This is a genomic window from Methyloceanibacter superfactus (genome assembly GCF_001723305.1).
Taxonomy (GTDB): Bacteria; Pseudomonadota; Alphaproteobacteria; order Rhizobiales; family Methyloligellaceae; genus Methyloceanibacter; species Methyloceanibacter superfactus.
This window is the reverse complement of the sequence record NZ_LPWF01000017.1, coordinates 1-24,913: the sequence shown is the minus strand read 5'-3', so window position 1 is coordinate 24,913 and position 24,913 is coordinate 1. Positions and strand designations below refer to the sequence as shown.

General features: G+C 64.2%; 17 protein-coding genes and 3 pseudogenes. 11 read left to right on the top strand and 9 right to left on the bottom strand.

The genetic code is table 11. The annotated features are described in order from the left end of the window. Positions 1-73: 73 nt before the first annotated feature. The 9 genes and pseudogenes from AUC69_RS05990 to AUC69_RS05950 all read right to left on the bottom strand — a co-directional run bounded on the left by AUC69_RS05990 (position 74) and on the right by AUC69_RS05950 (position 10,456). Positions 74-340, bottom strand: coding sequence for a DUF6455 family protein (locus AUC69_RS05990; protein WP_069441352.1), 267 nt, complete (start codon positions 338-340; stop codon positions 74-76). Positions 341-456: 116 nt separating this feature from the next. After that, a complete protein-coding gene (locus AUC69_RS05985) occupies positions 457-1,674 on the bottom strand; it encodes an NnrS family protein (protein ID WP_069441356.1) in 1,218 nt (405 codons plus the stop codon). A gap of 114 nt (positions 1,675-1,788) precedes the next feature. Beyond that, complete coding sequence (locus AUC69_RS05980; RefSeq protein WP_069441351.1) at positions 1,789-2,496, bottom strand: Crp/Fnr family transcriptional regulator; 708 nt, start codon at positions 2,494-2,496, stop codon at positions 1,789-1,791. Between the two features lie 103 nt (positions 2,497-2,599). Next, a complete protein-coding gene (locus AUC69_RS05975; RefSeq protein WP_069441350.1) occupies positions 2,600-2,881 on the bottom strand; it encodes a hypothetical protein in 282 nt (93 codons plus the stop codon). Positions 2,882-2,890: 9 nt separating this feature from the next. Further along, a complete protein-coding gene (locus AUC69_RS05970; RefSeq protein WP_244500120.1) occupies positions 2,891-3,670 on the bottom strand; it encodes a peptidylprolyl isomerase in 780 nt (259 codons plus the stop codon). Positions 3,671-3,729: 59 nt separating this feature from the next. Beyond that, positions 3,730-4,479: a respiratory nitrate reductase subunit gamma gene (narI, locus tag AUC69_RS05965; RefSeq protein WP_069441349.1), complete on the bottom strand. Its 750-nt coding sequence runs from the start codon at positions 4,477-4,479 to the stop codon at positions 3,730-3,732. Between the two features lie 232 nt (positions 4,480-4,711). Next, positions 4,712-5,179 (bottom strand): annotated as a pseudogene (gene narJ, locus AUC69_RS16130) (nitrate reductase molybdenum cofactor assembly chaperone); the annotation flags it as partial. After that, positions 5,179-6,702, bottom strand: a complete 1,524-nt coding sequence (narH, locus tag AUC69_RS05955) for a nitrate reductase subunit beta (RefSeq protein ID WP_069441347.1) — start codon at positions 6,700-6,702, stop codon at positions 5,179-5,181. The gene narH and the pseudogene narJ, both read right to left, overlap by 1 nt. After that, positions 6,699-10,456: pseudogene (locus tag AUC69_RS05950) on the bottom strand (nitrate reductase subunit alpha). The gene narH and the pseudogene AUC69_RS05950 overlap by 4 nt, the downstream one beginning before the upstream one ends. 425 nt (positions 10,457-10,881) lie before the next feature. Between AUC69_RS05950 and AUC69_RS05945 the strand changes: the two are divergent. From AUC69_RS05945 to AUC69_RS18360, 11 genes and pseudogenes are all read left to right on the top strand, one after another. Continuing rightward, positions 10,882-11,493, top strand: a complete 612-nt coding sequence (locus AUC69_RS05945; protein ID WP_244500119.1) for an ANTAR domain-containing response regulator — start codon at positions 10,882-10,884, stop codon at positions 11,491-11,493. 29 nt (positions 11,494-11,522) lie between these two features. After that, complete coding sequence (locus AUC69_RS05940) at positions 11,523-12,755, top strand: CmpA/NrtA family ABC transporter substrate-binding protein (protein ID WP_069441346.1); 1,233 nt, start codon at positions 11,523-11,525, stop codon at positions 12,753-12,755. A gap of 430 nt (positions 12,756-13,185) precedes the next feature. After that, a pseudogene (locus AUC69_RS05935) lies at positions 13,186-14,473 on the top strand (CmpA/NrtA family ABC transporter substrate-binding protein); the annotation flags it as partial. Between the two features lie 47 nt (positions 14,474-14,520). Then, the gene (locus tag AUC69_RS05930; protein ID WP_083239148.1) at positions 14,521-15,597 is read left to right on the top strand and encodes an ABC transporter permease; all 1,077 of its coding nucleotides are present in this window, start codon (positions 14,521-14,523) and stop codon (positions 15,595-15,597) included. A 10-nt stretch (positions 15,598-15,607) separates the two neighbouring features. Beyond that, on the top strand, positions 15,608-17,338 hold the full coding sequence (locus AUC69_RS05925) for an ABC transporter ATP-binding protein (RefSeq protein ID WP_069441345.1): 1,731 nt from the start codon (positions 15,608-15,610) through the stop codon (positions 17,336-17,338). Continuing rightward, positions 17,335-18,579: an NAD(P)/FAD-dependent oxidoreductase gene (locus AUC69_RS05920; protein WP_069441344.1), complete on the top strand. Its 1,245-nt coding sequence runs from the start codon at positions 17,335-17,337 to the stop codon at positions 18,577-18,579. The genes AUC69_RS05925 and AUC69_RS05920 overlap by 4 nt, the downstream gene beginning before the upstream one ends. After that, positions 18,576-20,369, top strand: a complete 1,794-nt coding sequence (locus AUC69_RS05915) for a NirA family protein (protein ID WP_069441343.1) — start codon at positions 18,576-18,578, stop codon at positions 20,367-20,369. Before AUC69_RS05920 ends, AUC69_RS05915 begins: the two co-directional genes overlap by 4 nt. Beyond that, on the top strand, positions 20,366-21,967 hold the full coding sequence (locus AUC69_RS05910) for a sulfite reductase subunit alpha (protein WP_069441342.1): 1,602 nt from the start codon (positions 20,366-20,368) through the stop codon (positions 21,965-21,967). Before AUC69_RS05915 ends, AUC69_RS05910 begins: the two co-directional genes overlap by 4 nt. Positions 21,968-22,043: 76 nt before the next feature. Further along, entirely contained in the window at positions 22,044-23,795 is a 1,752-nt protein-coding gene (locus AUC69_RS18370) for a molybdopterin-dependent oxidoreductase (protein WP_244500118.1), read from the top strand. Then, positions 23,792-24,199: a molybdopterin dinucleotide binding domain-containing protein gene (locus tag AUC69_RS18365; protein ID WP_244500117.1), complete on the top strand. Its 408-nt coding sequence runs from the start codon at positions 23,792-23,794 to the stop codon at positions 24,197-24,199. The genes AUC69_RS18370 and AUC69_RS18365 overlap by 4 nt, the downstream gene beginning before the upstream one ends. Positions 24,200-24,240: 41 nt before the next feature. Then, complete coding sequence (locus AUC69_RS18360; protein WP_244500116.1) at positions 24,241-24,681, top strand: (2Fe-2S)-binding protein; 441 nt, start codon at positions 24,241-24,243, stop codon at positions 24,679-24,681. Positions 24,682-24,913: the final 232 nt, after the last annotated feature.

Genomic DNA, 24,913 nt, shown 5'->3' with positions numbered 1-24,913 from the left:
ATGGCATTTGACAGGAAGCATCGGGGGGCCGCTCTGGGTACGGAGGGGACGTCGCCGACCCGGCCCCTCGACTTCAGCTCTCGATGAGCGATTTGAAGAATGCCGCGTTGGGACAGAAATCGGCGGGTCCCCGCTGTCCTTCGCTTGCCAGCCAGTGCCGGCATACCCCTTCATGCTGACAGTAGCGGCATTTGGCCCGAGCCTCGATGAAGGCGAGCCCGCCATCCACGCGAAGAGCCGCGAGAACGTCCACGCCGCGGGTCTCCATCATGCGATCCATCAGCTCATAACGCTGACGCAATTCCTCGCGGGTCGGCCATAGCAACCTCGAATTGGGCATCACTCACCTCCCTGTGCGAGCACCGCCGTCGAGCATGATCCTTCCTAGGCCGGCGGCATGAAGATGTCTTTGCGCCAAAACAAGTTGACGGCCTGACGCCTGAAATCCGGCCTATATCAGTTCTGCGCTATGCGGGCCCGAAGCAGCATCGGCGCATATTCGAGCAAGAAGAGCCCAAAGGCGGCGATCCAGGCACCTCCGGCCAGCTCCAGCAGGCCGCCATAGGCTTGCGGGAAGGAGCCGGCAGCGATGCGCAGTACGGCGGCGGCGATGATCGCGGCGTATATGACAATCGTAAGCGGTGAAGCCCTGAGCTCGTGGCCGGTATGTCCCCGCGTCGCCCGCGTCATCACGGCGAGCGTCATGATGCCGATGGCGCCGACGGTCCAGGCATGCATGGCCGCCGTGCCGGCAAGAATTCGCGGCTCCAAGATGACCAGGCCTCCGAGCAGGAAGCCGAGCGGAACAAAGGCGTAGCCGAGATGCAGAATGAGGACGAGGGGCTCTCGCCACGCGTGAAGGCCCGCCCATCGCCACAGGCGCACGGATTGAAGGACGGCGGCAAGCAGAAACACGATGCCGGTGGCTGGGGCATCCGGCCTGACAAGCCACAGTAGAAGCGCCGCGCCGGAGCCGAGCAGCGTCACCACATCGAAGCGGTTGAACGAAACAGGCAGATGCGCCGATCCTCTCCTCAGCAGCCAGGTATGGGTGAAGCTTGGGACGATGCGTCCCCCGATCAGCATGATGAGCCCGACCAGCGCCGCCACCCCGAGACGGCTTGCCGCGCTCGCAGTTCCATCGCGCAACACCTCCATGTGGAAGCCGATATCGGCGGCGGCCAGGAGTGCGACAAGGACAAGCGGCCTCAGGTTTCGCCAATTGCGGCCGACCACGACTTCGCGCGCCACCAGAAGTAAGAGGCAGGGAAGAAAGGCGCTGTCGAGCACCACCGCCGGGAGAGGCCCGGTCCACCCGGTAAGAAGGAAGGCGACACGCCCCGCACACCAGAGGAGAAAAAGGCTCAGGAGGCGCCAACCCGCGACTGGAAGACGGCCCGTCCAATTGGGCACCGCCGTTAGGAGAAACCCGGCCACAACAGCCACGCTGTATCCGAAAAGCATCTCGTGGGCGTGCCATGCGGTCGCGCCATACCCTTCGGCCAGACGCCACAGTCCGGAGAGCGACCCGATCCAGAGGACCATGGCGATGATCGACCAAACGCCAGCGCCGAGAAAGAACGGTCGAAAGCCATAGCTGAAAAGCGGAGCGAACGTGCTCGCAGCCGCGCGTCTCCGTCGGCCGCTCGCCTCCGCTTCAAGGCTGCGCTGCATTGCCTTGACCTCCTTCGCCAAGAGATCTGTCTTGATGGCTAGGTTTTAGCGGACGCAGTGCTGGTTCGATGTTGATGCAGAGCAAGCTCGTATCAGGGCGACCTATCCTGCGCGCTAGTCCTTCGGATTGCGGCGGCGCTCGGCAACCTGGGACAGGCCTTGGACGTCACAAACGACGATCTTACGTCGCCCGAGGGTAACAAGGCCGGCGCTTTCCCACACACTCAAGGTTCGGCTCACCGAATGGAGCGTCGTTCCCGATGCCTCGGCGAGCTCCTGCTGGGTAATCGGGAAATCGACCAGCACACCCTCGTCCGTCTGCTTTCCCGATTGCGTGATGAGACGAAGGACCGTGTGCGCCAACCGGTGTTCGACTTCTTCAGTCGACAACTCCTTGATCCTGGCATGAGCCTCTTGCAGGCGATCGCCCATCATCCGCATGACGTTTACCGCGAAGGCGGGGTGCGAAGCCATGAAGTCGTCCCAAATCTCAGCTGGCCAGACCAGCGTGACACTATCGACCACGGCAATCGCCGTCGCCGGATAGTCCTCGCGGCGAAGCGCCGTGGCGATCCCGTAAATGTCCCCGGGGTGGACAAAGCGGATGATCATCTGCTCCCCGTGGGGCGTCGTCTTCACGACTTTGAGCCGCCCATGCAGCAGGACGAAAAAAGCCGAGGCCTTCTCCCCTTGCTGGAACACGGCCGACCCTTTTGGGATCCGCTGCGCCCTGGCATGGGTGATGACATCGTCGAGTTCCTCCTCACTCATGGCGCCAAATACCGGCAGCTCCCGGATAAGGTTGCGGTCCAGATTTGCCATGTTGCCGAGGGCCTTTTCGGGAATTTGGATAGCGGGCCCCCTAGGGTAGCGACTGGCGCCTCATGAGGTCAAACGACGTTCCGCCAAGGAAGGTTTGGCACTTTCAGCGGAGGCCGTTGATCGTATAGATCAGGGCGCGTTTGAGGCAGGCTAGGCCAGGGTCTTCGGCGCGCCCCAACTCGCCAATCAGCGCAGTCCACTCTTCATCGGATGCCTCATGAGCATAGCGCTGTACCGCGCGCGCGATAAACAGCCCCGGCGTCAGCCCGTCCGCTTCGGCGCCGGCATGGACCGCCGCAAGCAGATCGCCGTCCCCGAGCCGCAAGAGTGTGCTCGCGGCAACGGATTCGTCGTCGAATCGAGAGAGAAGATCGCCGAGCAGCATGATTGACCGTCAGCTTACCCGATGTGCTTCGGCGCCGGCGATTTCGATCCCGGCAATCTCAGCAGCCGAGGCCAGCCGCGCGATATACTGCGCCGTTGCCCGGTGCATGACACTCTCGCGGAGATAGGCGGCAATCCGCTCGGCAACGAGTTCGAACGGCAACGCTTCCCCATCGATCTTGCCATCCAGGCGGATGATGTGAAGGCCGTAGCGTGTCTCCACCAGGGCGTCCGTCATCGCGCCAGGCACAAGCCGCTCAAGCGCCCGCTCGAATTCGATCGTGGTCTGCCCGCAAGTGATTTGACCGAGAGACCCGCTCTGCGCCGCCGACGGACACGCCGAATGAGCGCGCGCGAGTTCGCCGAACCGCTCCGGATGCCGCTTTAGCTCCGCAAGCACCGAGTTTGCCAGGCTTTGCGCCCGCGCGAAGCTGTCCGTCTGATCGCGGAGGGCGGCAAAAAGTATATGGGATGCCGCGTAGATTGGCTGCGAACGGAAGCGGCGCCGGTTCTGCTCGAAATAGCGCCGGCAGGCGGCTTCATCCGGATCCGGCGTGGCCACCTCTTTCTCGATGAGCGCCCGCATAAGCGCCTCCTCCTCGGTTTCGCGCCGGCCACCGTCATTCTCGCGCGGAGCCGATGCGATCCCAAGGCTCCGTGCCCGCTGCAAAAGCAGTTCTCGAATGACAAGAGCGCGGGCGGCCGACTGCCAAGCCTCGAAGGGCCTTGATGCCTTGTGATGCTGCACCTCGCGCGCAATTTCATCGCGCGGAATCGTCACGCCGTTCACGCTGACCGCTTCAGGCTCGGGGAGTGATTGGACCGTATGGGACGCACATGCCACGATGACTACTCCGCCGGCATGGGACGGCGCGGCGGAAGCGGCGCACCTCGCCCGGCGGGCGCTCCTCCCTGCTGGCGCGTGCGCACCACCTGATAACCGCGACGGCCGAGATACCAAATCGGCGCGCTCCACACATGCACAAGCCGCGTGAAGGGAAACACGAGGAAGATCGTCATGCCGAGAAACAGGTGCAACTTGAAGATGGGATTGACGTCGGCGATCAGCGACGCGACCCCCGGCTGCAACGTGACGATGCCTTGCGCCCAGGTCATGAATTTGAGCATCTCGCCGCCATCCAAATGCTCGAGCGAGATCGGAATGGTGGCCAGACCGAGTAGCAGCTGCACGTAGAGCAGGAGCAGAATGGCGATATCGCCGAACGAGGAGGTATTGCGGATGCGTGCATCGAAGAGGCGCCGATGCACCAAAAGCGTAATCCCGATGAGGCAGGCAATCCCGGCAATGCCACCAATCACGATCGCCATCATCTGCTTGACGCCATGACCGATGCCGAGAAAATCGAACACGGCGATCGGTGTCAGCAGGCCGACGAAATGGCCGAAGAAGATGATCAGAATGCCGACGTGAAACAGATTGGAGCCCCAAGTGAGTTGCTTGCGCCGCAAGAGCTGACTGGAGCCAGACCGCCACGTGTATTGCTCGCGGTCGAAGCGCAACAGGCTGCCGCCGAGGAAGACCGCGATGCAAAGATAGGGGTACCAGCCGAACAGAAGTTGATTGACGGTCTCGCTCATGGCGCCACTCCCTTGGATGCGTCCGCCACGGGCCGCGCCCGGCGCGAATTTGGGACACGATCCGGTCCTTGCAGGTCGGCGCCGCGCCCGGTCCGAACGTCACCGCTTCTTCTTCCCATTGCGCGTCGAGCGCCGCGAAATCGTTCGGGTCGGCGTCATGGTCTTCCGGTACAAGCTCGGCCTCCGGGTCCGGCGCGGCCGCGGCAAGCGCCGTAAGCCCCTCGAACACGGCCGCGTAAGGCGAGTGTCGCTTGTGCAGCCGCTCGGCCAGCGCCGTCAGGATATGCGACGGCTGGCTTAGCTGCTCGCGCGCCTCATCCAGGGGACGGATGGAGAGAAATTCGAGAAAGGCCGGCAGGAAGTCGGGGAGCTCGCTGCTGCTGAGATAGAGCCCATTCCGCTCGTACAGGCTTTTCAGATCGATCATGGCCTGACCGCGATCGCGGCTCTCGCCATAAACATGTTCGAAGAGATGCAGCGACAGCGAGCGTGTTCGGTCGAACAGTTCGATATAGCGCTCTTGCATCGCAAAGAGATCGCCCGTCGCAATCTCCTCGATCAAAGCCTCAAGCATCCGGACATTCTCCGCCGGCAGAAGCTCCGCCTCGCCGATGGCGGCCCGCAACTCCGGCGCGGCCTTTTGCAACGTTTCGTCCGGATAGCTGAGCAACGCCGAGAAGGCCTTGAAGATCTTGCTCATCAGCGGACCTCCATCGGCGTCTTGACGTGCTTCTTGGGCGAGCCGAACAGATTTGGCTCTGTCGTTCCGCCCGAGCAGCCGTTGCCGAACGAAAAGCCGCAGGAGCCGCGAAGGTCGAAGGCGTCCTCGTCGAGCTCGCGGTGAGCCGTCGGAATGACGAAGCGGTCTTCATAATTGGCGATGGCCATGATCTGGTACATGTCCTCGATCATTTGGCCGTCCAGGCCGACGCGGTGCGCGATGCTTTCGTCGATCACGCCGTCCACGGTCTTGGCCCGCATATAGGCGCGCATGGCCAGCATGCGCTCCAGCCCGAGCGCGACCGGTTCCTCCTCGCCGGCGGTGAGGAGATTGGCGAGATATTGGAGCGGGATACGCAGACTGCGGACGTCCGGCGTCTCGCCGTCGAAGCCGATCTTGCCGGACTCCGCCGCCGCGTTGATCGGCGACAGCGGCGGCACGTACCAGACCATCGGCAGGGTGCGATACTCGGGGTGAAGCGGGAAGGCGACCTTCCAGTCCATCGCCATCTTCCACACCGGCGAGCGGATGGCGGCTTCGAGCCAGTTCTCCGGGACACCGTCGGCGCGAGCCTGATCGAGGACCGCCGGATCGTTGGGATCGAGAAAGATCGAGAGCTGGGCCTCGTACAGGTCCTGCTCATCGGCCACGCTTGCGGCCTCCTCGATGCGGTCGGCGTCATACAGCACCACGCCGAGATAGCGGATGCGGCCGACGCAGGTCTCCGAACAGACGGTCGGTTGACCGGCCTCGATCCGCGGGAAGCAGAAGATGCACTTCTCCGATTTCCCGCTCGACCAGTTGTAATAGATCTTCTTGTAAGGGCAGCCCGACACGCACATGCGCCAGCCGCGGCATTTGTCCTGATCGATGAGGACGATGCCGTCCTCCTCTCGCTTGTAGATGGCACCGGACGGGCACGCGGCGACGCAAGCCGGGTTGAGACAGTGCTCGCACAGCCGCGGCAGATACATCATGAAGGTATTCTCGAACTGGCCGTAGATTTCCTTCTGCACGCCGTCGAAATTGACGTCGGCCGAACGCTTGGCGAACTCACCGCCGAGGATCTCTTCCCAGTTCGGACCCCATTCGATCTTCTCCATCCGCTCGCCGCTGACGAGCGAGCGCGGCCGCGCGACCGGCATCGCCTGGAGCTCCGGCGCCTTCTGCAGATGCTGGTAGTCGAAGGTGAAGGGCTCGTAATAGTCGTCGATCTCGGGCAGGTCGGGATTGGCGAAGATGTTGGCGAGCACACGCCATTTGGCGCCGATCCGGGGCTCGATCTTACCGTTCCGCTTGCGGCGCCAGCCGCCGTTCCAGCGCTCCTGATTCTCCCATTCCTTGGGATAACCGATACCGGGCTTGGTCTCGACGTTGTTGAACCACGCATATTCCATGCCTTCACGGCTGGTCCAAACATTCTTGCAGGTGACCGAACAGGTATGACAGCCGATGCACTTGTCGAGGTTCAGCACCATCGCGATTTGCGCGCGGACTTTCATTCTGCGGCCTCCAGTCGGGATGTATCCGGGAGCGCGTCCGCGGCCGGCTTTTCGAGCCAGTCGACCTCCGCCATCTTGCGCACGACGACAAACTCGTCGCGGTTGGAGCCGACAGTGCCGTAATAGTTGAAGCCATAGGACTGCTGGGCGTAACCGCCGATCATGTGCGTCGGCTTCAGCACTGTTCGCGTCACCGAGTTATGGATGCCGCCGCGCTGGCCCGTCTGCTCCGAGCCGGGCACGTTCACGATCTTCTCCTGCGCGTGATACATCATGCACATGCCTTCCTTGACGCGCTGGGAGACGACGGCGCGGGCCACCAGCGCGCCATTCGTGTTGAAGGCCTCGATCCAGTCATTGTCGACGATGCCGGCCTTTTCGGCGTCGACTTCGCTCATCCAGACAATCGGGCCGCCGCGCGACAGGGTCAGCATCAGAAGGTTGTCGGTATAGGTGGAGTGGATGCCCCATTTCTGGTGGGGCGTGATGAAGTTGAGCACGATCGCCGCATTGCCGTTCGGCTTACGGTCGATGACAGGCTTCACGGACTTGGTATCGATCGGCGGGCGATACACGCACAGGCCTTCGCCGAAAGCGCGCATCCATAAATGGTCTTGATAAAGCTGCTGCCGGCCGGTGAGCGTCCGCCACGGGATCAGCTCGTGCACATTGGTATAGCCGGCGTTGTAACAGACCTTCTCCGACTCCAAGCCGGACCAGATTGGCGACGAGATGATCTTGCGCGGCTGGGCGACCACGTCACGAAAGCGGATCTTCTCATCCTCCTTGTGGAGGGCGAGATGGGCGAGCCCGCGGCCAGTGGTCTTCGACAGCGCGGTCCACGCCTTGACCGCCACCTCGCCGTTGGTCTCCGGCGCAAGCGTGAGGATCACCTCGGCGGCGTCGATATCGCTGTCGATGCGCGCCAGGCCCTTAGTCGCACCCTCTTCCTCGACCTCGCCGTTGAGGCGCTTGAGGAACTCGACCTCGTCCTCCGTCTTCCAATTGATGCCCTTGCCGCCGTTGCCGAGCTTGGCCATCAGCGGCCCAAGCGCGGTGAAGCGCTTGTAGAGATTGGGGTAGTCGCGCTCGACCACCGTGACCTGCGGCATGGTCTTGCCCGGGATCGGATCGATCTCTCCCCGCTTCCAATCCTTCACGTCGAGCGCTTGCGCGATCTCGCCGGGCGTGTCGTGCAGGATCGGTGTGAGCACCACGTCCTTCTCGACGCCGAGCACTTCGGGCGCCACCTCGGAGAAAGCTTTGGCGATGCCTTATAGATCTCCCAGTCGTTGCGCGCCCCCCAAACCGGATCGACTGCCGACGTCAGCGGATGAATGAAGGGATGCATGTCGGAGGTGTTGAGGTCGTTCTTCTCGTACCAGGTCGCCGTCGGCAGCACGATGTCGGAATACATGCAGGTGGTCGACATGCGGAAGTCGATGGTGACGAGCAGGTCTAGCTTTCCTTCCGGTGCCTCATCATGCCACGCGACCTCTTGCGGCTTCTGCGCTCCGGTCGTGCCCAGATCCTTGCCCATCACGCCGTTCGACGTGCCGAGCAGGTGCTTCAGAAAATATTCGTGCCCCTTGCCCGAGGCGCCCAGAAGATTGGAGCGCCACACGAACAAATTGCGTGGCCAGTTGGCCGGCTTGTCGGGGTCCTCACAGGAGAGCTTCAGGTCGCCGGACTTGAGTGCCGCGGCGACGTAGTCCTTCGGCTCCTGGCCGGCGGCCTCCGCCTTGGCCGCGATCGTGAGCGGATTTTCCTCGAGCTGTGGCGCGGACGGGAGCCAGCCCATGCGCTCGGCGCGCACATTATAGTCGATCAATGCGCCGTCCCACGGTCCGGCCGGCGCCGTCGGCGATAGGATCTCCGACACGTCGAGCGTCTCGTAGCGCCACTGATCGGTATGGGCGTAGAACGCCGAGGTCGAATTCATCTGGCGCGGCGGCCGCCCCCAATCCAGTCCGAAGGCGAGGGGGAGCCAGCCGGTCTGCGGCCGCAGCTTCTCCTGCCCCACATAATGGGACCAACCCCCGCCCGACTGTCCAACGCAGCCGCACATCACCAGCATGTTGATGATGCCGCGATAGGTCATGTCCATGTGGTACCAGTGGTTCACGCCGGCACCGAGAATGACCATGGAGCGCCCATTGGTTTTTTCGGCGTTGGTGGCGAACTCCCGGGCAATAGCTACGATCTGCCCGCGCGGCACGCCGGTGATCATCTCCGCCCAGGCCGGCGTGTAGGGCTCCACGTCGTCATAGGACTTAGCGAGATGCTCGCCCCCCAAGCCCTGATCGACGCCGTAATTCGCCATGAACAGATCGAAGACGCTGGCCACTAGCGCCTCGCCGTCCTTCAGTTGCAGCCGCTTGGCGGGCACCCGGCGCATCAAGACGCCCGGATGATCGGTCCCGGCGAAATGATCGTGCTCACGATTGCCGAAATAGGGGAAGGCGACATCGGCGAGCTCGTCGCGAATGCCGGCGAGCGAAAGCTGTAGCCTCGTCTCCCGGCCCTTGCCGTCCTTCTCCTCGAGGTTCCACTTGCCGGTATCGCTCCAGCGGAACCCGACGGCGCCGTTCGGCGCCACGACCTCGCCCGAGACTTCGTCATAGGCGAGCGTCTTCCATTCCGGGTTCGCCGTCTCGCCCAAGGCGCCGTCCAAATCGCTCGCGCGCACGAAGCGCTCTGGGATGAGCTTGCCGTCCTCGTTCTCGACGAGGCGAACCAGCATCGGCATGTCGGTATATTTGCGGGCGTAGTCGACAAAATAGGGAACTTGGCGGTCGACATGGTACTCGCGGGCGATCACATGGCCGAGTGCCATGGCGAGCGCCGCATCGGTGCCTTGCTTCGGGTGCACCCAAAGGTCGGCGAACTTCGCCGCTTCCGAATAATCGGGCGTCACCACGACGCTCTTGGCCCCGCGATAGCGCGCCTCGGTGTAGAAATGCGCGTCGGGGGTGCGCGTCTGGGGAACGTTCGATCCCCACAGAATGAGAAAGCCCGAATTGTACCAGTCGGCGCTTTCGGGCACGTCGGTCTGCTCGCCCCAGGTCTGCGGCGAGGCGGGCGGCAGGTCGCAATACCAGTCGTAGAACGACATGCAAACGCCGCCGAGCAGCGACAGGTAGCGCGAGCCCGCGGCGTAGCTCACCATCGACATCGCCGGGATCGGCGAGAAGCCGAACACGCGATCCGGCCCATGGGCTTTCACCGTGTAAGCATTGGCCGAAGCGATGATCTCGTTGACCTCGTCCCAGGTCGCGCGGACGAAGCCGCCGAGGCCACGCTTCTTGGTGTAGGCATCACGCTTGGTGGGGTCCTCGACGATCGAGGCCCATGCGGCAACAGGCGTATGGGCGGCGCGCGCCTCGCGCCACAGCTTGAGCAGGCGCGAGCGCACCAGCGGGTATTTCACCCGGTTGCCGGAGTACAGATACCAGGAATAGCTCGCCCCACGGGAGCAGCCGCGCGGCTCGTGGTTGGGCAACTCGGGGCGCGTGCGCGGATAGTCGGTCTGCTGCGTCTCCCAGGTGACGATGCCGCCCTTGACGTAGATCTTCCATGAGCAAGAGCCGGTGCAATTGGCGCCATGGGTGGAGCGGACGATCTTGTCGTGCTGCCATCGCTTCCGATAGCCATCCTCCCACCGGCGGTCTTCGCGTGTGACAACGCCATAGCCATCCGCGAAGTCGTCGACCGCGCGATTGAAAAAGGTCAGACGGTCGAGGAAATGGCTCATGATTTCTTCCAATCGCTGAGCGACGGGCGAACGACCGCGATCCGTGTGACGGTGAGTAGAGTGCCGGTCGTGGCCATGCGTTGCCCAGGCGCCACCAAGTCTGCAAACCCGCAAGCAGATTCCTACGAGCGAGCCCAATATTGGCTTGCGGCGCCGCGCCGAACGTTGTCGCGCGTCAAGTTGCTTGCCCTATGGTGAAGCGGCCTAGCTGTCTGACCGGCTTCGGTCGTGCCCTTAAGTGATGGAAGCAATCGGCAATGCAGCCGAAGAGGGGTGTGATCGATGCTCTACAGTCGGGCTGAGTTGCGCCCCTAAGAATGCCGGATGTCTGCTTGTGAGCTCAGGCGGGTCTTGCAAGCGGGCCTTGCAAGTGGCGTCGACCAGCGTACTATTGTGCGCTGCACAAATAACGGCTTCCGGTCCAGTTGCCCAAATCCAACCCCAATATCCCTGACAGCGACCTCAAGATCCTCGTCATCGACGAGACTCCGATCCGGCTTGCCATCCTCGAAGCCGGGCTGAAAGAGGCAGGCTTTTTCGACGTGACGACGCTCGATACCGCGAGCGCGCTCGTGGAGCGGATCTATGCGCTCGACCCGGACGTCATCCTAATCGACCTCGAGAATCCGAGCCGCGACGTGCTGGAGCAGATGTTCCAGGTGTCCCGCGCGGTGCGCCGGCCAATCGCCATGTTCGTGGAACAGAGCGACAAGGCCACCATCGAGGCGGCCATCGATGCCGGCGTCAGTGCCTATATCGTCGACGGGCTGAAGAAGGAACGCGTCAAACCCATTCTCGAGATGACCGTGTCGCGCTTCCGGGCCTTCGACCGCTTGCGCACCGAGCTCGAGGAGACCAAGAGCGCGCTGAAAGAGCGCAAAGTGGTCGAGAAGGCCAAGGGCATCCTGATGAAGAGTCGCGGCATGAGCGAGGACGAGGCCTATGGGCTCCTGCGCAAGACCGCCATGAGCCAAGGCAAGCGTTTGGTCGACGTCGCCGAAGGCTTGATCAGCACGTTCGAGCTGTTGAAGGACTAAAGAAGAGCATCATGCATGGACCGAAACCAATGAGACGGAGCGAACGCGTTGTGCGGGCGGGCTTCATCCCGCTGCTCGATTGCGCGCCGCTGGTCATCGCGCGCGAGCGCGGCTTCGACACACGCTTCGGGTTCTCGTTCGATCTCCACCGCGAGGTCTCCTGGGCCAATATCCGGGACAAGCTCGATATCGGGGTCTTCGATTGCGCCCATATGCTGGCGCCGATGCCGATCGCGGCAATGCTCGGGCTTGGCCGCGCCACCGAGCCGGTTATCGCGCCGATGTCGCTCAGCCTCAATGGCAACGCCATCACCGTGTCGATGGGGCTCCACCAGGAGATGCGCGACGCCGATGCAGACGCGGTCCGCGCCGGCGGCATGGCCGCGGCGAGCGCGCTTGCAGAGGTGGTGCGCCGCAGAGCCAAGGCCGGCCGCGAGCCGCTGACGCTCGGCATGGTCTATCCCTTCTCCTGCCATAACTACGACCTGCGATTCTGGCTCGCTTCGGCCGGCGTCGATCCGGACAACGACGTCAATCTCATCGTCGTGCCGCCACCCCTGCTGGCGGAGTCCTTGAAAGCGGGGCGGGTCGACGGGTTTTGCGTGGGTCAGCCCTGGAACAGCGTCGCGGTCGAGCAAGGTCATGGCGTGATCGTCGCCACCAAGAGCGAGCTGTGGCCATTCAGTCCGGAAAAGGTGCTGGGCGTGCGCGAGGCGTGGGCGGCGGAAAAGCCGGAGCTGTTGCACGACATCATCCGGGCGCTCACGCAGGCTTGCCAATGGCTCGACGAGCCGGAAAACCGGTACGAGGCAGCGGCGATCCTGGCGCAGCCTCACCATGTCGGCGTGACGGAAGAGAGCCTGCTCAAGCCGCTTACGGGGCAGTTGCAGCGCGGCGGTGGGGAGCCGGACATCGTCGATCCCGACGCGGTCGTGTTCCACCGGCATGACGCAAACTTCCCTTGGCGGTCGCACGCGGTGTGGCTCATCTCCCAGATGATCCGCTGGGGCCAGGTGCGCGAGCCCTTCGACATTCTGAAGCTGGCGGAGCGTGTTTACCGGCCGAAGATCTACCGCGCGGCGGTGGCGCCCTTGAGCCTTGCGCCGCCCGATGAAGACTACAAGAGCGAGGGGATCGCGCCAGGAAGCGCGTTCTTCGGAGGCGAAACCTTCGATCCGCAAGCCGCGATCGGCCATCTGAAAGCGCTGCCGATCCGCGCCGCCGGAACCGATCTCGAAGCCTTCGCCGAGCATAATCTCTGATCTCGCCGCGACCGGCTTTTGCTTGCGAATCCGGCAGGCCCATTGTGCAAGTGCTCAACGAATGAGCGGCACGCAACTCATCCGCCTCCGGATCATTTCAATTATCTCACTGAAGACACTGGTATTTTTTCGCAGGCCCAGATTGGCACGCATCTTGAGTCTCTAGCCCCGAACGGAAGAATGACTCTTCCGACAATTTGATGCGGTCCAATGGCGGGCCGCCAAGGCAACGCTGCCTCGAAGACTGATCGCTTTTGCGCGGTCGGTCTCTCGATGCGGCGTTTTTTTTGTTTTGCGCGCCGAACGGCGCCAAAGGGAGATCGGGGATGTTGAGGTGGACGAAGAGATTGGGCGACGGGGCGAAGGCGCTCGCGCTTGTGGTGAGCGTCGTCACGCTGGTAGGTGGCAAGCGGCCCCGGCCATGAGCGGCGAGCTGGAAAAAGATCAGCTCAAATTCGGTTTCATCAAGCTCACGGACATGGCGCCGCTCGCCATCGCCAAGGAGAAATTCTTCTTCGAGGATGAAGGGCTCCAGGTCGAGCTCGAAGCCCAGGCCAATTGGAAGGTGCTGCTCGACCGCGTGATCACCGGCGAGCTCGACGGCGCGCACATGCTGGCGGGCCAGCCGCTCGGCGCCACCATCGGCTATGGCACCAAGGCGGATGTCATCACCGCCTTCTCCATGGATCTCAACGGCAACGCCATCACCGTGTCGAATGCGTCTTCGACGAGATGAAGCCGCATATCGAGAAGGACGCCGACGGCAAGTTCAAGCATCCGATCTCGGCGGCAGCCTTAAGCCCGTGGTCGAGCGCTACCGGGCGGACGGCAAGCCGTTCAACATGGGCATGGTGTTTCCCGTCTCGACCCACAATTACGAGCTGCGCTACTGGCTCGCCGCGGGCGGCCTGCGCCCCGGCTACTACTCACCCGACAACACCGCCGGTCAAATCCAGGCCGATGTGCTGCTCTCGGTGACGCCGCCGCCGCAGATGCCATCGACCCTCGAGGCCGGCACCATCCTCGGCTATTGCGTCGGCGAGCCGTGGAACCAGGCCGCCGTGTTCAAGGGCATCGGCGTTCCCGTCGTCACCGACCATGGCATCTGGAAATTCAACCCGGAGAAGGTGTTCGGGGTCACGGACAAATGGGCGAAGGAGAACCCCAATACCCATCTCGCCGTGGTCAAGGCGCTAATCCGCGCCGGCCAATGGCTTGACGATCCGGCGAACCGCGACGAGGCGGTGAAGATCCTGTCGCAGTCGGCATATGTGGGCGCCGACGAGGAGGTGATCGCCAATTCGATGACCGGCTCGTTCGAGTTCGAGAAGGGCGACAAGCGCCCGGCGCCGGAGTTCAACGTCTTCTTCAAGCACTTCGCCACCTACCCCTATTACTCCGACGCCATCTGGTACCTCACGCAGATGCGACGCTGGGGTCAGATCGGCGAGGCCAAATCCGACGACTGGTACGTAGAGACGGCCAAGAAGGTTTACCGGCCCGACATCTACATGCAGGCGGCCGAAGCGCTGATTGCCGACGGATACGCTAAGAAGGAAGACTTCCCGTTCGGCACCGACGGCTTCAAGGCGCCGACCGCCGAGTTCATCGACGGCGTCGAATACGACGGCACGAAGCCGAACGAATATCTGTCGAAATTCCCCATCGGGCTCAAGGACAAGCAAACGGTCGCCGGCAATCAGGTGGTCGGCGGCTAGCGCCGCCGTCCAGCTCAGCCGCTCCAGGCAAAGGGACAACGAACAACATGACCATCATGGATCAGGCCGCCGCTCCGTCTCCGCCACCGCTGAAAGAGCGGCTGGCGCCCACCTTCGAGCGCCTCGACCGCACGCTGAAGCCGCTCGGCCTCGGCTGGATCGTGCCGCTCGGGCGCCTTTCCGTCGGCGACCGGCCGCAACTTCAGTTGAAGGCGATCTGGCACAGCCTGCTGATCCCGCTTATCGCCATCGGCTGCTTCCTCGTGCTGTGGGCGGTGCTGGCGCCGCGCGTCGTCACCTCGCTCGGCGCCATCCCCGGCCCCGTCGCCGTCGCCGAGCAGGCGGGCGTGCTATGGCAGGACCATCTCATGGTGCGCGAGAAGGAGGCCGCCTATTACGTGCGCCAGGAGAAGCGCAACGCCGCCGCCCTCGAAAAGGACCCCGAGGCGAATGTGAAGTGGCGCAGCTATATCGGCCGCGCGACCTTCATCGATCAGATCTTCACGTCGCTGCTGACCGTGTTCACCGGCTTCCTGCTGGCGAGCATCATCGCCATTCCGCTCGGCGTTTTGTGCGGCTTGTCGCCAACGTTCAATGCCGCCCTCAATCCGATCATTCAAATCTTCAAGCCGGTGTCGCCGCTCGCGTGGCTGCCCATCGTCACCATGGTGGTGTCGGCCGTCTATATCGAGGAGCAGGCCGGCTTCCCCAAGAGCTTCGTGACCTCCGCCGTCACCGTCACGCTGTGCTCGCTGTGGCCGACGCTCATCAACACCGCCATCGGCGTGGCGTCGATCGACCGCGACCTCGTCAATGTCGGCCGCGTGCTGAAGCTGTCCTGGACCACCAAAGTGTTCAAGGTCGTGCTGCCGTCGGCGCTGCCTTACATCTTCACCGGCCTTCGCCTGTCGCTCGGCGTTGGCTGGATGGTGCTGATCGCCGCCGAGATGCTGGCGCAGAATCCGGGCCTCGGGAAATTCGTGTGGGACGAGTTCCAAAACGGATCGTCCAACTCTCTGGCGCGCATCATGGTCGCCGTTCTGACCATCGGCATCATCGGCTTCCTGCTTGACCGCCTCATGGTGGCGCTCGAGACCGCCGTCACCCACAGCCCCAGCCGCTAGGGAGGCGCAGATGTCGATCCTCGAACTCAAAGGTGTGTGCGCGGGCTTCGGCCCGGCGCAGGCGCGTACCGAAGTTCTCAAATCCATCGACCTCAGCGTCGAGGACGGAGAGCTTCTCGCCGTGCTCGGCTTCTCGGGCACCGGAAAGACCACTCTGATCTCGCTGCTGGCCGGGCTCAAGATGCCGGACAAGGGCGATGTGTTATTCAAGGGCGAGACGGTCACCGGCCCGGGGCCGGAGCGCGGCGTGGTGTTTCAGAGCTACGCGCTGATGCCGTGGCTCACGGTGGAGGAGAATATCGCGCTCGCGGTCAACGCCGTGCACGCCAAGGCCCCGCGCGCCGAGCGGAAGCAGCTGACCGAGAAATATCTGACCATGGTCGGTCTCGGCCATGCGCGCGAGCGCCGGCCGGCCGAGCTTTCCGGCGGCATGCGCCAGCGCGTCTCCGTCGCCCGGGCGCTCGCCATGCAGCCCGAGGTGTTGTTGCTCGATGAGCCGCTGTCGGCGCTCGATGCGCTGACCCGTGCGAAGCTGCAGGACGAGTTCGCCGAGATTCGCGCCGAGACGAACGCCACCATGGTGCTGATCACCAACGACGTGGACGAGGCGATTTTCCTCGCCGACCGTATCGTGCCGCTCAATCCCGACGGGTCTCTGGGGCCCATCTACCAGGTAGACCTGCCGCAGCCGCGCAACCGCGTGGCCCTCAACCACGACGAGACCTACCATCGGCTCCGCGGCGACATCACCAAATACCTGATGGACGCCGGCGAGATGCGCAAGGACGCGGGCGAGGGGGGCGTGGCGCTGCCTAATGTCGTGCCGTTCTTCGCCAAGGACAATGTTTCGAACGATGCGCTGCCCGCGGCATACGTCAAGGCGGCGACGGAGGCGCGGCGCGCGGATCGCTATCTCGATTTCAGCCAGATCTCCAAGACCTATCCAACGCCGACCGGTCCGCTCACCGTGGTCGACGGTTTTGATCTGAAGATGAAGAAGGGTGAGTTCGTCTCGCTGATCGGCCATTCGGGTTGCGGCAAGTCGACGGTGCTGTCCATGGCCGCCGGACTACAAAACGTCAGCCTGGGCGCCGTCATTCTCGACAACCGCCAAGTTCACGAGGCGGGGCCCGACCGCGCCGTGGTATTCCAGGCGCCGTCACTGGTGCCCTGGCTCACGGCGGAACAGAACGTGGCGCTCGGCGTCGACCGCGTCTACCCGGACGCTTCGCGTGCCGAGCGTCAGGACGTGGTGAGCTACTACCTGAACCGGGTCGGGCTCGGCGGCGCCATGACGAAATACGCGGCCGAGCTATCCAACGGCATGAAGCAGCGCGTCGGTCTGGCGCGCGCCTTCGCTCTGTCGCCAAAGCTGCTGCTGCTCGACGAGCCGTTCGGCATGCTGGACAGCCTGACCCGCTGGGCCCTGCAGGAAGTGCTCATGGAGGTGTGGACCCGTACGGAGGTCACGGCGGTCTGCGTGACCCACGACGTGGACGAGGCGATTCTGCTCGCCGACCGGGTGGTGATGATGACCAACGGCCCGAATGCGCGGGTCGGCCGGATCGTGGAGATCGACATTCCACGGCCGCGCACGCGTCAGGCGCTGCTCGCACATCCGCGCTATTACGAGTATCGCGAGGCGATCCTGGGCTTTCTCGACGAGTTCGAGCACGGCGCGATCAGCAAAGCGGACAGCGGCAAGCCCGAGGGTGAGAAGTCGCTCGAGGCCGCCGCATGAGCGAGCAACTCGTCATCGTCGGGAACGGCATGGCGACGGCGCGTCTTGTCGAGGAACTGACGAGCCGTGCGTCGGGCCGCTACGCCATCGCGGTGATCGGCGAGGAGCCGGCCCTCGCCTATAATCGGGTGCTGCTGTCGTCTCTGCTCGCCGGCGAGGTGGTCGAGCAGGATCTCGAGCTCAAATCCCGCGGCTGGTGGGAGGCCCATGGCGTAACGCTGGTCTATGGGCGCCGCGCGACCAAGATCGACGCGCGTTTGCATGAAGTGCATCTCGACGGCGGCACGCGACTTGGCTTCTCGAAGCTGGTGCTGGCGACCGGATCGGAGGCCATCCGCCTGCCGCTTCCCGGGGCAGACATCTGCGGCGTGCTGACCTTTCGCGATCTGAACGATGTCGAGGCCATGATAGCGCGGGCGGGAGCGAGGAAGCGCGTCGTGGTCATTGGTGGCGGGCTGCTCGGCCTCGAGGCCGCCTATGGGCTGAAGAAGGCGGGCGCAACCGTCACGGTCGTGCATCTCATGGACCGGCTGATGGAACGCCAGCTCGATGCACCCGCCGCGGCGATGCTCAAGGCCGAACTTGAAGCCCTCGGCATCGAGGTGCTGCTCAAGGCGCAGAGCACCGCGATCGAGGGAAGCGACAAGACCGAAAGCCTTCGCCTCGCCGACGGCCGTCTCCTCCCGGCCGAACTCATTGTCATGGCAGCCGGCATTCGTCCGCGCGCCGAACTCGCCCGTCAGGCCGGTCTCGAGGTCAAGCGCGGCATTGTCATTGATGACCGCATGCAGACCAGCGAGCCCGGCATCTATGCGCTTGGCGAGTGCGCCGAGCATCGCGGAACCTGCTACGGGCTGGTGGAGCCGGCTTATGAGCAGGCACGGATGTTGGCCCGTCATCTGGCCGGTGAGACCGCCCAATATTGTGGCTCGCTACTCGCCACCAATCTCAAGGTGTCCGGCGTCAACGTGTTCTCGGCGGGCGATTTCATCGGCGCGCCCGGCACCGAGCCGATCGTCCTCAGCGATCCGGAGCATGGCATCTACCGCAAGCTCGTGATCGAGCAGGGCCGTCTCGCCGGCGCGGTGCTGCTCGGCGATACGGCGGACGCGCTCTGGTATCTCGATCTGATCCGCTCCGCCGCCCCCATCGGCGTCATGCGCGACGACCTCGTTTTCGGCCGGGCCTTTTGTGACGTGCCGGATGAGTCCGGCGCCGTTCTACACGCGGAGGCGGCATGAGCATCACCGAGACGAAAGCCGAAGAATTTTCCGGCGAGCAGAAGAATTTCCTCGAAGGCTTAGTCTCGGGTCTACAGGCGAGGCGCGCGGCGCAAGGCCTGAAGCCCCTTGGTGAGGGCGGTGGTGGTGGTGCGTCAGAACCGAAGGGACCGGACGCGGCGCATTTGAAAGCGCAAGCGGCCACCGAGGCCGCCGGCAAGAAGCTGTCGGACCCGGAGAAGTGGAAGCGCGAGGAGCATCCTTTCGACGCCTATGCACGCATCAAGGACCAGGCGGCGAAGGGCGAATTTCCGAAGCCCCCGGACAATTTTCGCTGGCGCTATTACGGGCTGTTCTACGTGGCGCCGAACCAGAACAGCTATATGTGCCGCTTGCGGATCCCCAACGGGATCTTGAGCGCGGCGCAGTTCGAGGGCGTCGCGCGCGTGGCGGAGGATTTCGGCGGCGGCTACGCCCACGTCACCACCCGCGCCAATCTGCAGATCCGCGAGATCGGCGCCGAGAACGCCGTCAACGTGGTCGAGGCAATTCAAGACCTCGGCCTCACCTCCCGCGGATCGGGCGCTGACAATATCCGCAACGTCACCGGAACCCCGACTGCCGGCATCGATCGCCAAGAGTTGCTCGATACGCGGCCCTACGCGCGGGGCTGGCACTTCCATGTGCTGAACGATCGATCGCTGACCGGCCTGCCACGCAAGTTCAACGTGGCATTCGACGGAGCCGGCAAGGTGGCCGTGCTGGAGGAGACCAACGATATCGGCTTCCAGGCGGTCGAGGTGACGGAGGGCGCCGTCCTCCCCGCCGGCATCTATTTCCGCTTGGTGCTCGGCGGCATCACCGGTCACCAGGATCTGGCCCGCGATACGGGCGTGGTGCTGCCGCTAGACGAGGCGACACGTGTCGCCGACGCGATTGTGCGCGTGTTCGTCGATAGCGGCGACCGCACCAACCGCAACAAGGCGCGGCTCAAATATGTGCTCGACGATTGGGGCCTCGACAAATTCCTGGCGGCGGTCGAGGACAAGCTCGGCGGCAAGCTCGCCCGGATCGAACATGATCATGTCAAGCCGCGCCCCGAAGCCGACCGCATGGCCCATCTCGGCGTGCATCCGCAAAAGCAAGTGGGGCGCAACTGGATCGGCCTCGTACTGCCCGTGGGCAAGCTCACGGTGGAACAGATGCGGGGCATCGCAGCAATTGCCCGTGAGCTCGGCGATGGCGATATCCGCCTCACCGTTTGGCAGAATTTGCTGATCTCCGGCATCGCCGACGCCGACGTGTCCGAGGCGGTAACACGTATCGAGGCGCTGGGCCTTTCGGCCAAGGCCACGGCGATCCGCGCCGGTCTCGTCGCCTGCACCGGCAATACGGGCTGCAAGTTCGCCGCGGCCAATACCAAGGGCACGGCCGAGGCGATCGCTGCTCATGTCGAGAGCCGGCTCGAACTCGACCAGCCGGTCAACATCCATCTCACCGGCTGCCACCATTCTTGCGCCCAGCACTACATCGGCGACATCGGCCTCATCGCCGCGCAAGTTCCGGTCAATGACGACGGCGACACGGTGGAAGGTTTCCACATCGTGGTCGGCGGCGGTACCGGCCCGAACGCCAAGATCGGCCGCGAGCTCACCCGCGACGTGAAGAAAGAGGACTGCCCCCAGAAGGTGGAGCAGCTGTTGCGCGTCTATTTGGCTCACCGTGCGAGTCCGACCGAGCCGTTCTTGGCCTTCGCCAATCGTCACGACACCGAGGCTCTGAACGAACTCCTGGAGGAGCAGGCCGCATGACCATGCAGTCGCCCCCGCCTCCCACGCCGCTGATCCCGGAGTCGGCACCCTTCAGCCAGGAGCAGCGCGCGTGGCTCAACGGCTTCTTCGCCGGGCTGCTGTCGCTCGATGCCGGCGCGACGCCGGTTGCCGCCGGTTCGGTGTCCCTCCCGGGCCAAGACGCAGACGATGACGAGGCCCCGTGGCACGACCCCGCCATGTCGCTCGACGAGCGCATGAAGCTTGCCGAAGGCCGCCCGCTGAAGCGGCGCATGATGGCGGCGATGGCGCAACAGGATTGCGGCCAGTGCGGCTCGTCCTGCGAGGAGTATTCCGCGTCGATCGCCGAGCAGGCGGAGCCGCGCCTCAATCTCTGCGTGCCGGGCGGCAAGGCCACCGCGCGCATGCTGAAGACCCTCGTGGAAGAGATGGGCGGCGGCGTGATCGACCCGGAGGAGCACGCGGCCAAAGAGGCGGCGCGTCCACCGAAGTCCGACGACTTGCGCGCCGGCCACTGCCGCGAGAGTCCGGTGACTGCGACCTTCGTGTCGCGGACGCGGCTCAACGGCGAGGCCTCGGTGAAAACCACCAATCATATCGTCATCGACCTGTCGGAGAGCCGACTCGACTACGAGGTTGGCGATAGTCTTGGCGTGTTCGCGGTGAATGACCCGGCACTCGCCGACGCGATCATCGCGGCGATCGGTGCGCCGGCTGATTTCCCGGTCATGGACAAGACGCTGCGCGAGATGCTGATCGAGGATACCGCGCTGGCGCCGGCGCCGGACGAGCTATTCGAGCTCATCTCTTATCTTACCGGCGGAGAGCGGCGGAAGAAGGCGCAGGCACTTGCCAAGGGCGAAGACCCGGACGGCGATGCCGACACGCTCGACGTGCTTGCCGCGCTAGAGAAGTTTCCCGGAATCCATCCCGATCCGGAAGCTTTCATCGAGGCGTTAGAACCGCTGCAGCCGCGCCTCTACTCGATCTCGTCGTCGCCCAAGGCAGACCCAGGCCGGGTGTGCCTGACGGTGGATGCGGTGCGCTATCAGATCGATGGCCGCTTGCGCGAGGGGCTGGCCTCCACCTATCTCGACAACCGCGTCGCACCCGGCGATCCGCTCAAAGTCTATGTGCAGAAGGCCCATGGCTTTGCCCTGCCGCAAGACGGCGCCACCCCGATCATCATGGTCGGCCCGGGCACCGGCATCGCGCCGTTCCGCGCCTTTCTGCAAGAACGGCTGGCGACGCAGGCGACCGGTGGCGCCTGGCTGTTCTTCGGTCATCAGCGCAGCGCTTGCGACTTCTTCTATCGCGACGAGTTGGAGGGCCTCCAAAGCACCGGTGCGCTGTCGCGCCTATCGCTCGCCTGGTCGCGCGAGGGCGACAAGAAGGTCTACGTGCAGGACAAGATGCGCGAGGAGAGCGCGAAGCTCTTCGCTTGGCTCGAGCGCGGCGCGCACTTCTACGTATGCGGCGATGCCCAGCGCATGGCCAAGGATGTCGACACGGCATTGGCCGACATTGTCGGCACCTGCGGCAACAAGACCCCGGAGGACGCGCGGGCCTATGTGAAGGCGCTGCGTGCATCGGGCCGCTACCAGACCGATGTCTACTAGGGCCCGCCACATGGATTTGTCGCTGACCGTCCCCCCCGTGCGAACAACCTGTCCTTATTGTGGGGTCGGCTGCGGCGTGCTGTCGAGCCCGGACGGCAACGGCGGCACGAATATCACCGGCGACCCCGAACATCCGGCGAATTTCGGGCGACTCTGCTCCAAGGGCTCGGCGCTGGGTGAAACACTGGGCTTCGACGGCCGGCTGCTTCATCCCATGATGCGCGCAGGGGCCGGCTTGCTTGAACAGACGTCATGGGATGCCGCGCTCGACCGGGTAGCGCGCGGATTCCGCGAGGTTCTCGACCGCCACGGTCCCGATGCCATCGCCTTCTATGTCTCCGGCCAACTGCTCACCGAGGACTATTACGTCGCCAACAAGCTGATGAAGGGCTTTCTCGGCTCTGGCAATATCGACACCAATTCGCGGCTTTGCATGTCGTCCTCCGTTGCCGGGCACAAGCGGGCCTTCGGTGCCGACACGGTGCCGGGCTGCTACGAGGATCTCGATCAGGCCGACCTTCTGGTGCTCACCGGCTCCAACGCGGCTTGGTGTCATCCGGTGCTCCACCAGCGCATGGTCACGAACCGGCGCGAGCGGAACGCACGTATCGTCGTCATCGATCCGCGGCGCACGGCCACGGCGGAAGATGCCGACCTTGTGCTCCTGATCGCGCCAGGGACCGACGGCGTCTTGTTCTCCGGTCTGTTTACACATCTCGCCGCGCATGAGCGGCTCGACCGCGACTTCATTCGCGACTGCACCAGCGGCTTTGCCGCGGCGCTCGCCCGTGCCCGAGATATCGCACCCGATCCCGAGGCTGTTGCCGCGACCTGCGGGATCGCGGTCAAGGACGTGATCACTTTCTTCGACTGGTTCCGCGTCACGGAGAAAGTGGTCACACTCTATTCGCAAGGCGTGAACCAATCGGTTCAGGGTACCGACAAGGTCAACGCCATCATCAACTGCCATCTCGCCACGGGCCGCATCGGGCGCTCCGGCATGGGCCCCTTCTCGCTGACGGGTCAACCGAACGCCATGGGCGGGCGCGAAGTGGGCGGTCTCGCCAATCAGCTCGCCGCGCATATGGATTTCGAGCCCGAGAGCGTGGACAGGTCCGGCGCTTCTGGACGCCCCGGCCATGGCAACCGCCCCGGGCCTGAAAGCCATGGATCTGTTCGATGCGATCGAGGATGGCCGCATCAAGGCCCTGTGGTGATGGCAACCAATCCGGCTGTCAGCCTGCCGCGCGCCGATGCCATGCGTGCGGCACTACGCAAGCTCGACCTCTTTGTGGTGTCCGACGCGGTGGCATCCAACGACACGATCGCCTCGGAGCCTCATGTGCTCTTGCCGGCCGCGGCTTGGGGCGAGAAGGACGGCACGGTCACCAACTCCGAGCGGCGTATCTCGCGGCAGCGCGCCTTCCTGGTGCCGCCGGCGGAAGCCAAGCCCGACTGGTGGATCGTCTGCGAGGTGGCCAAGCGGCTCGGCTTCGGCAAAGCCTTCGGCTACCGCTATCCGTATGAGATCTTCCGCGAGCACGCGGCGCTCTCGGGCTTCGAGAATGACGGTAGCCGCGACTTCGACCTCGGCGGCTTGGATACGGTCTCGCCAAACGCCTACAACGCCCTTGCCCCGGTTCAATGGCCGCCTCCGGCAATGACACCGCCGGGCAGAAGCGGCTCTTCGCCAATGGCCGGTTCTACACGCCCGGCGGCCGCGCCCGCTTCGTGCCCATCGATCCGCCGCAACTCGCGGAGCTTTGCACCGGGACCTATCCTTATTTCCTCAATACGGGGCGCGTGCGCGATCACTGGCACAGCATGACGCGCACGGGGAAGTCCCCGCGCCTCGGCGGTCATATCGATGAGCCGTTCGTCGAGCTATGTCCCGCCGATGCCGACAGGCTGGTCCTCACCGAGGGCGGGCTAGCCCGGCTGACCTCGGCTCATGGCAGCGCGGTCTTACGGGTGCGGGTCAGCGATGGACAGCGACCTGGCGAAGTCTTCGCACCAATCCATTGGAACGGCGAGACGGCGTCCGATGCGCGGCTGGGGGCGCTCGTCCATCCGGCGCGCGACCCCCATTCCGGCCAGCCGGACATGAAGCGACGCCGGTCGCTATCGCGCCGGTGCGGCTCGCCGCTCATGGTTTTATTTTGTCTCGCGCGCCGCTCGCGCTTCCCGATGATTTCTGGTGGGCGCGCGCATCCGTTCACGGCGGCACGCTGACGCGCTTCGCCACGGACGCGCCCGCGGACGGATGGCAGGCTTTGGCGCATCGCCTGCTCGGCGCCGGCGGCGCCGTCATCGAGCTGCATGACGAGACCCAGCAAACTTATCGCGCGGCTTGCGTGCGGGACGAGCGGCTCCACGCCTGCCTCTACCTGGCGGACGGCGCGCGCCCCCTGCCTGGGCTGGACTGGCTCAAGCAGCAACTCGGCGCGGCCAAGCTCGACAAGGGCGCGCGGAAGGCGCTGCTGGCGGGTCGCGCACCGGACGGCATGGCCGATACGGGTCCAGTGATCTGCGCCTGCTTCGGCGTCGGCCTCGCGACGATCCAAGAGCTCATTGCGAGCGGCGCAGCCGTGTCGGTCGAGGCGGTCGGACAGCATCTCAAGGCGGGGACCAATTGCGGCTCCTGCCAGCCGGAAATCAAGAAGCTCATCACGACAATGAACGGGGGATGTGTCTTAGCGGGCGCCGAAGCGTAACGCCGTCGCGGGCGAACCCCCGCCAGGGCGAAGAGAAACAACAACAGAATTGGGTGGCGAAAAATGTCAGTTCGGATTTTGCAGGGTATGGGCCGGGCACGTTTTCTCATGGCGGGGGTATCGCTCGTTCTCGCGGTTGGGGCCGCGGGGAGTTCGGCGGTTGCGCAGAGTGCCGACTACGATCCGCAAGTGGGCGCCGAGACCGGGCCGTATCCGGCGCCGCATACGGGCA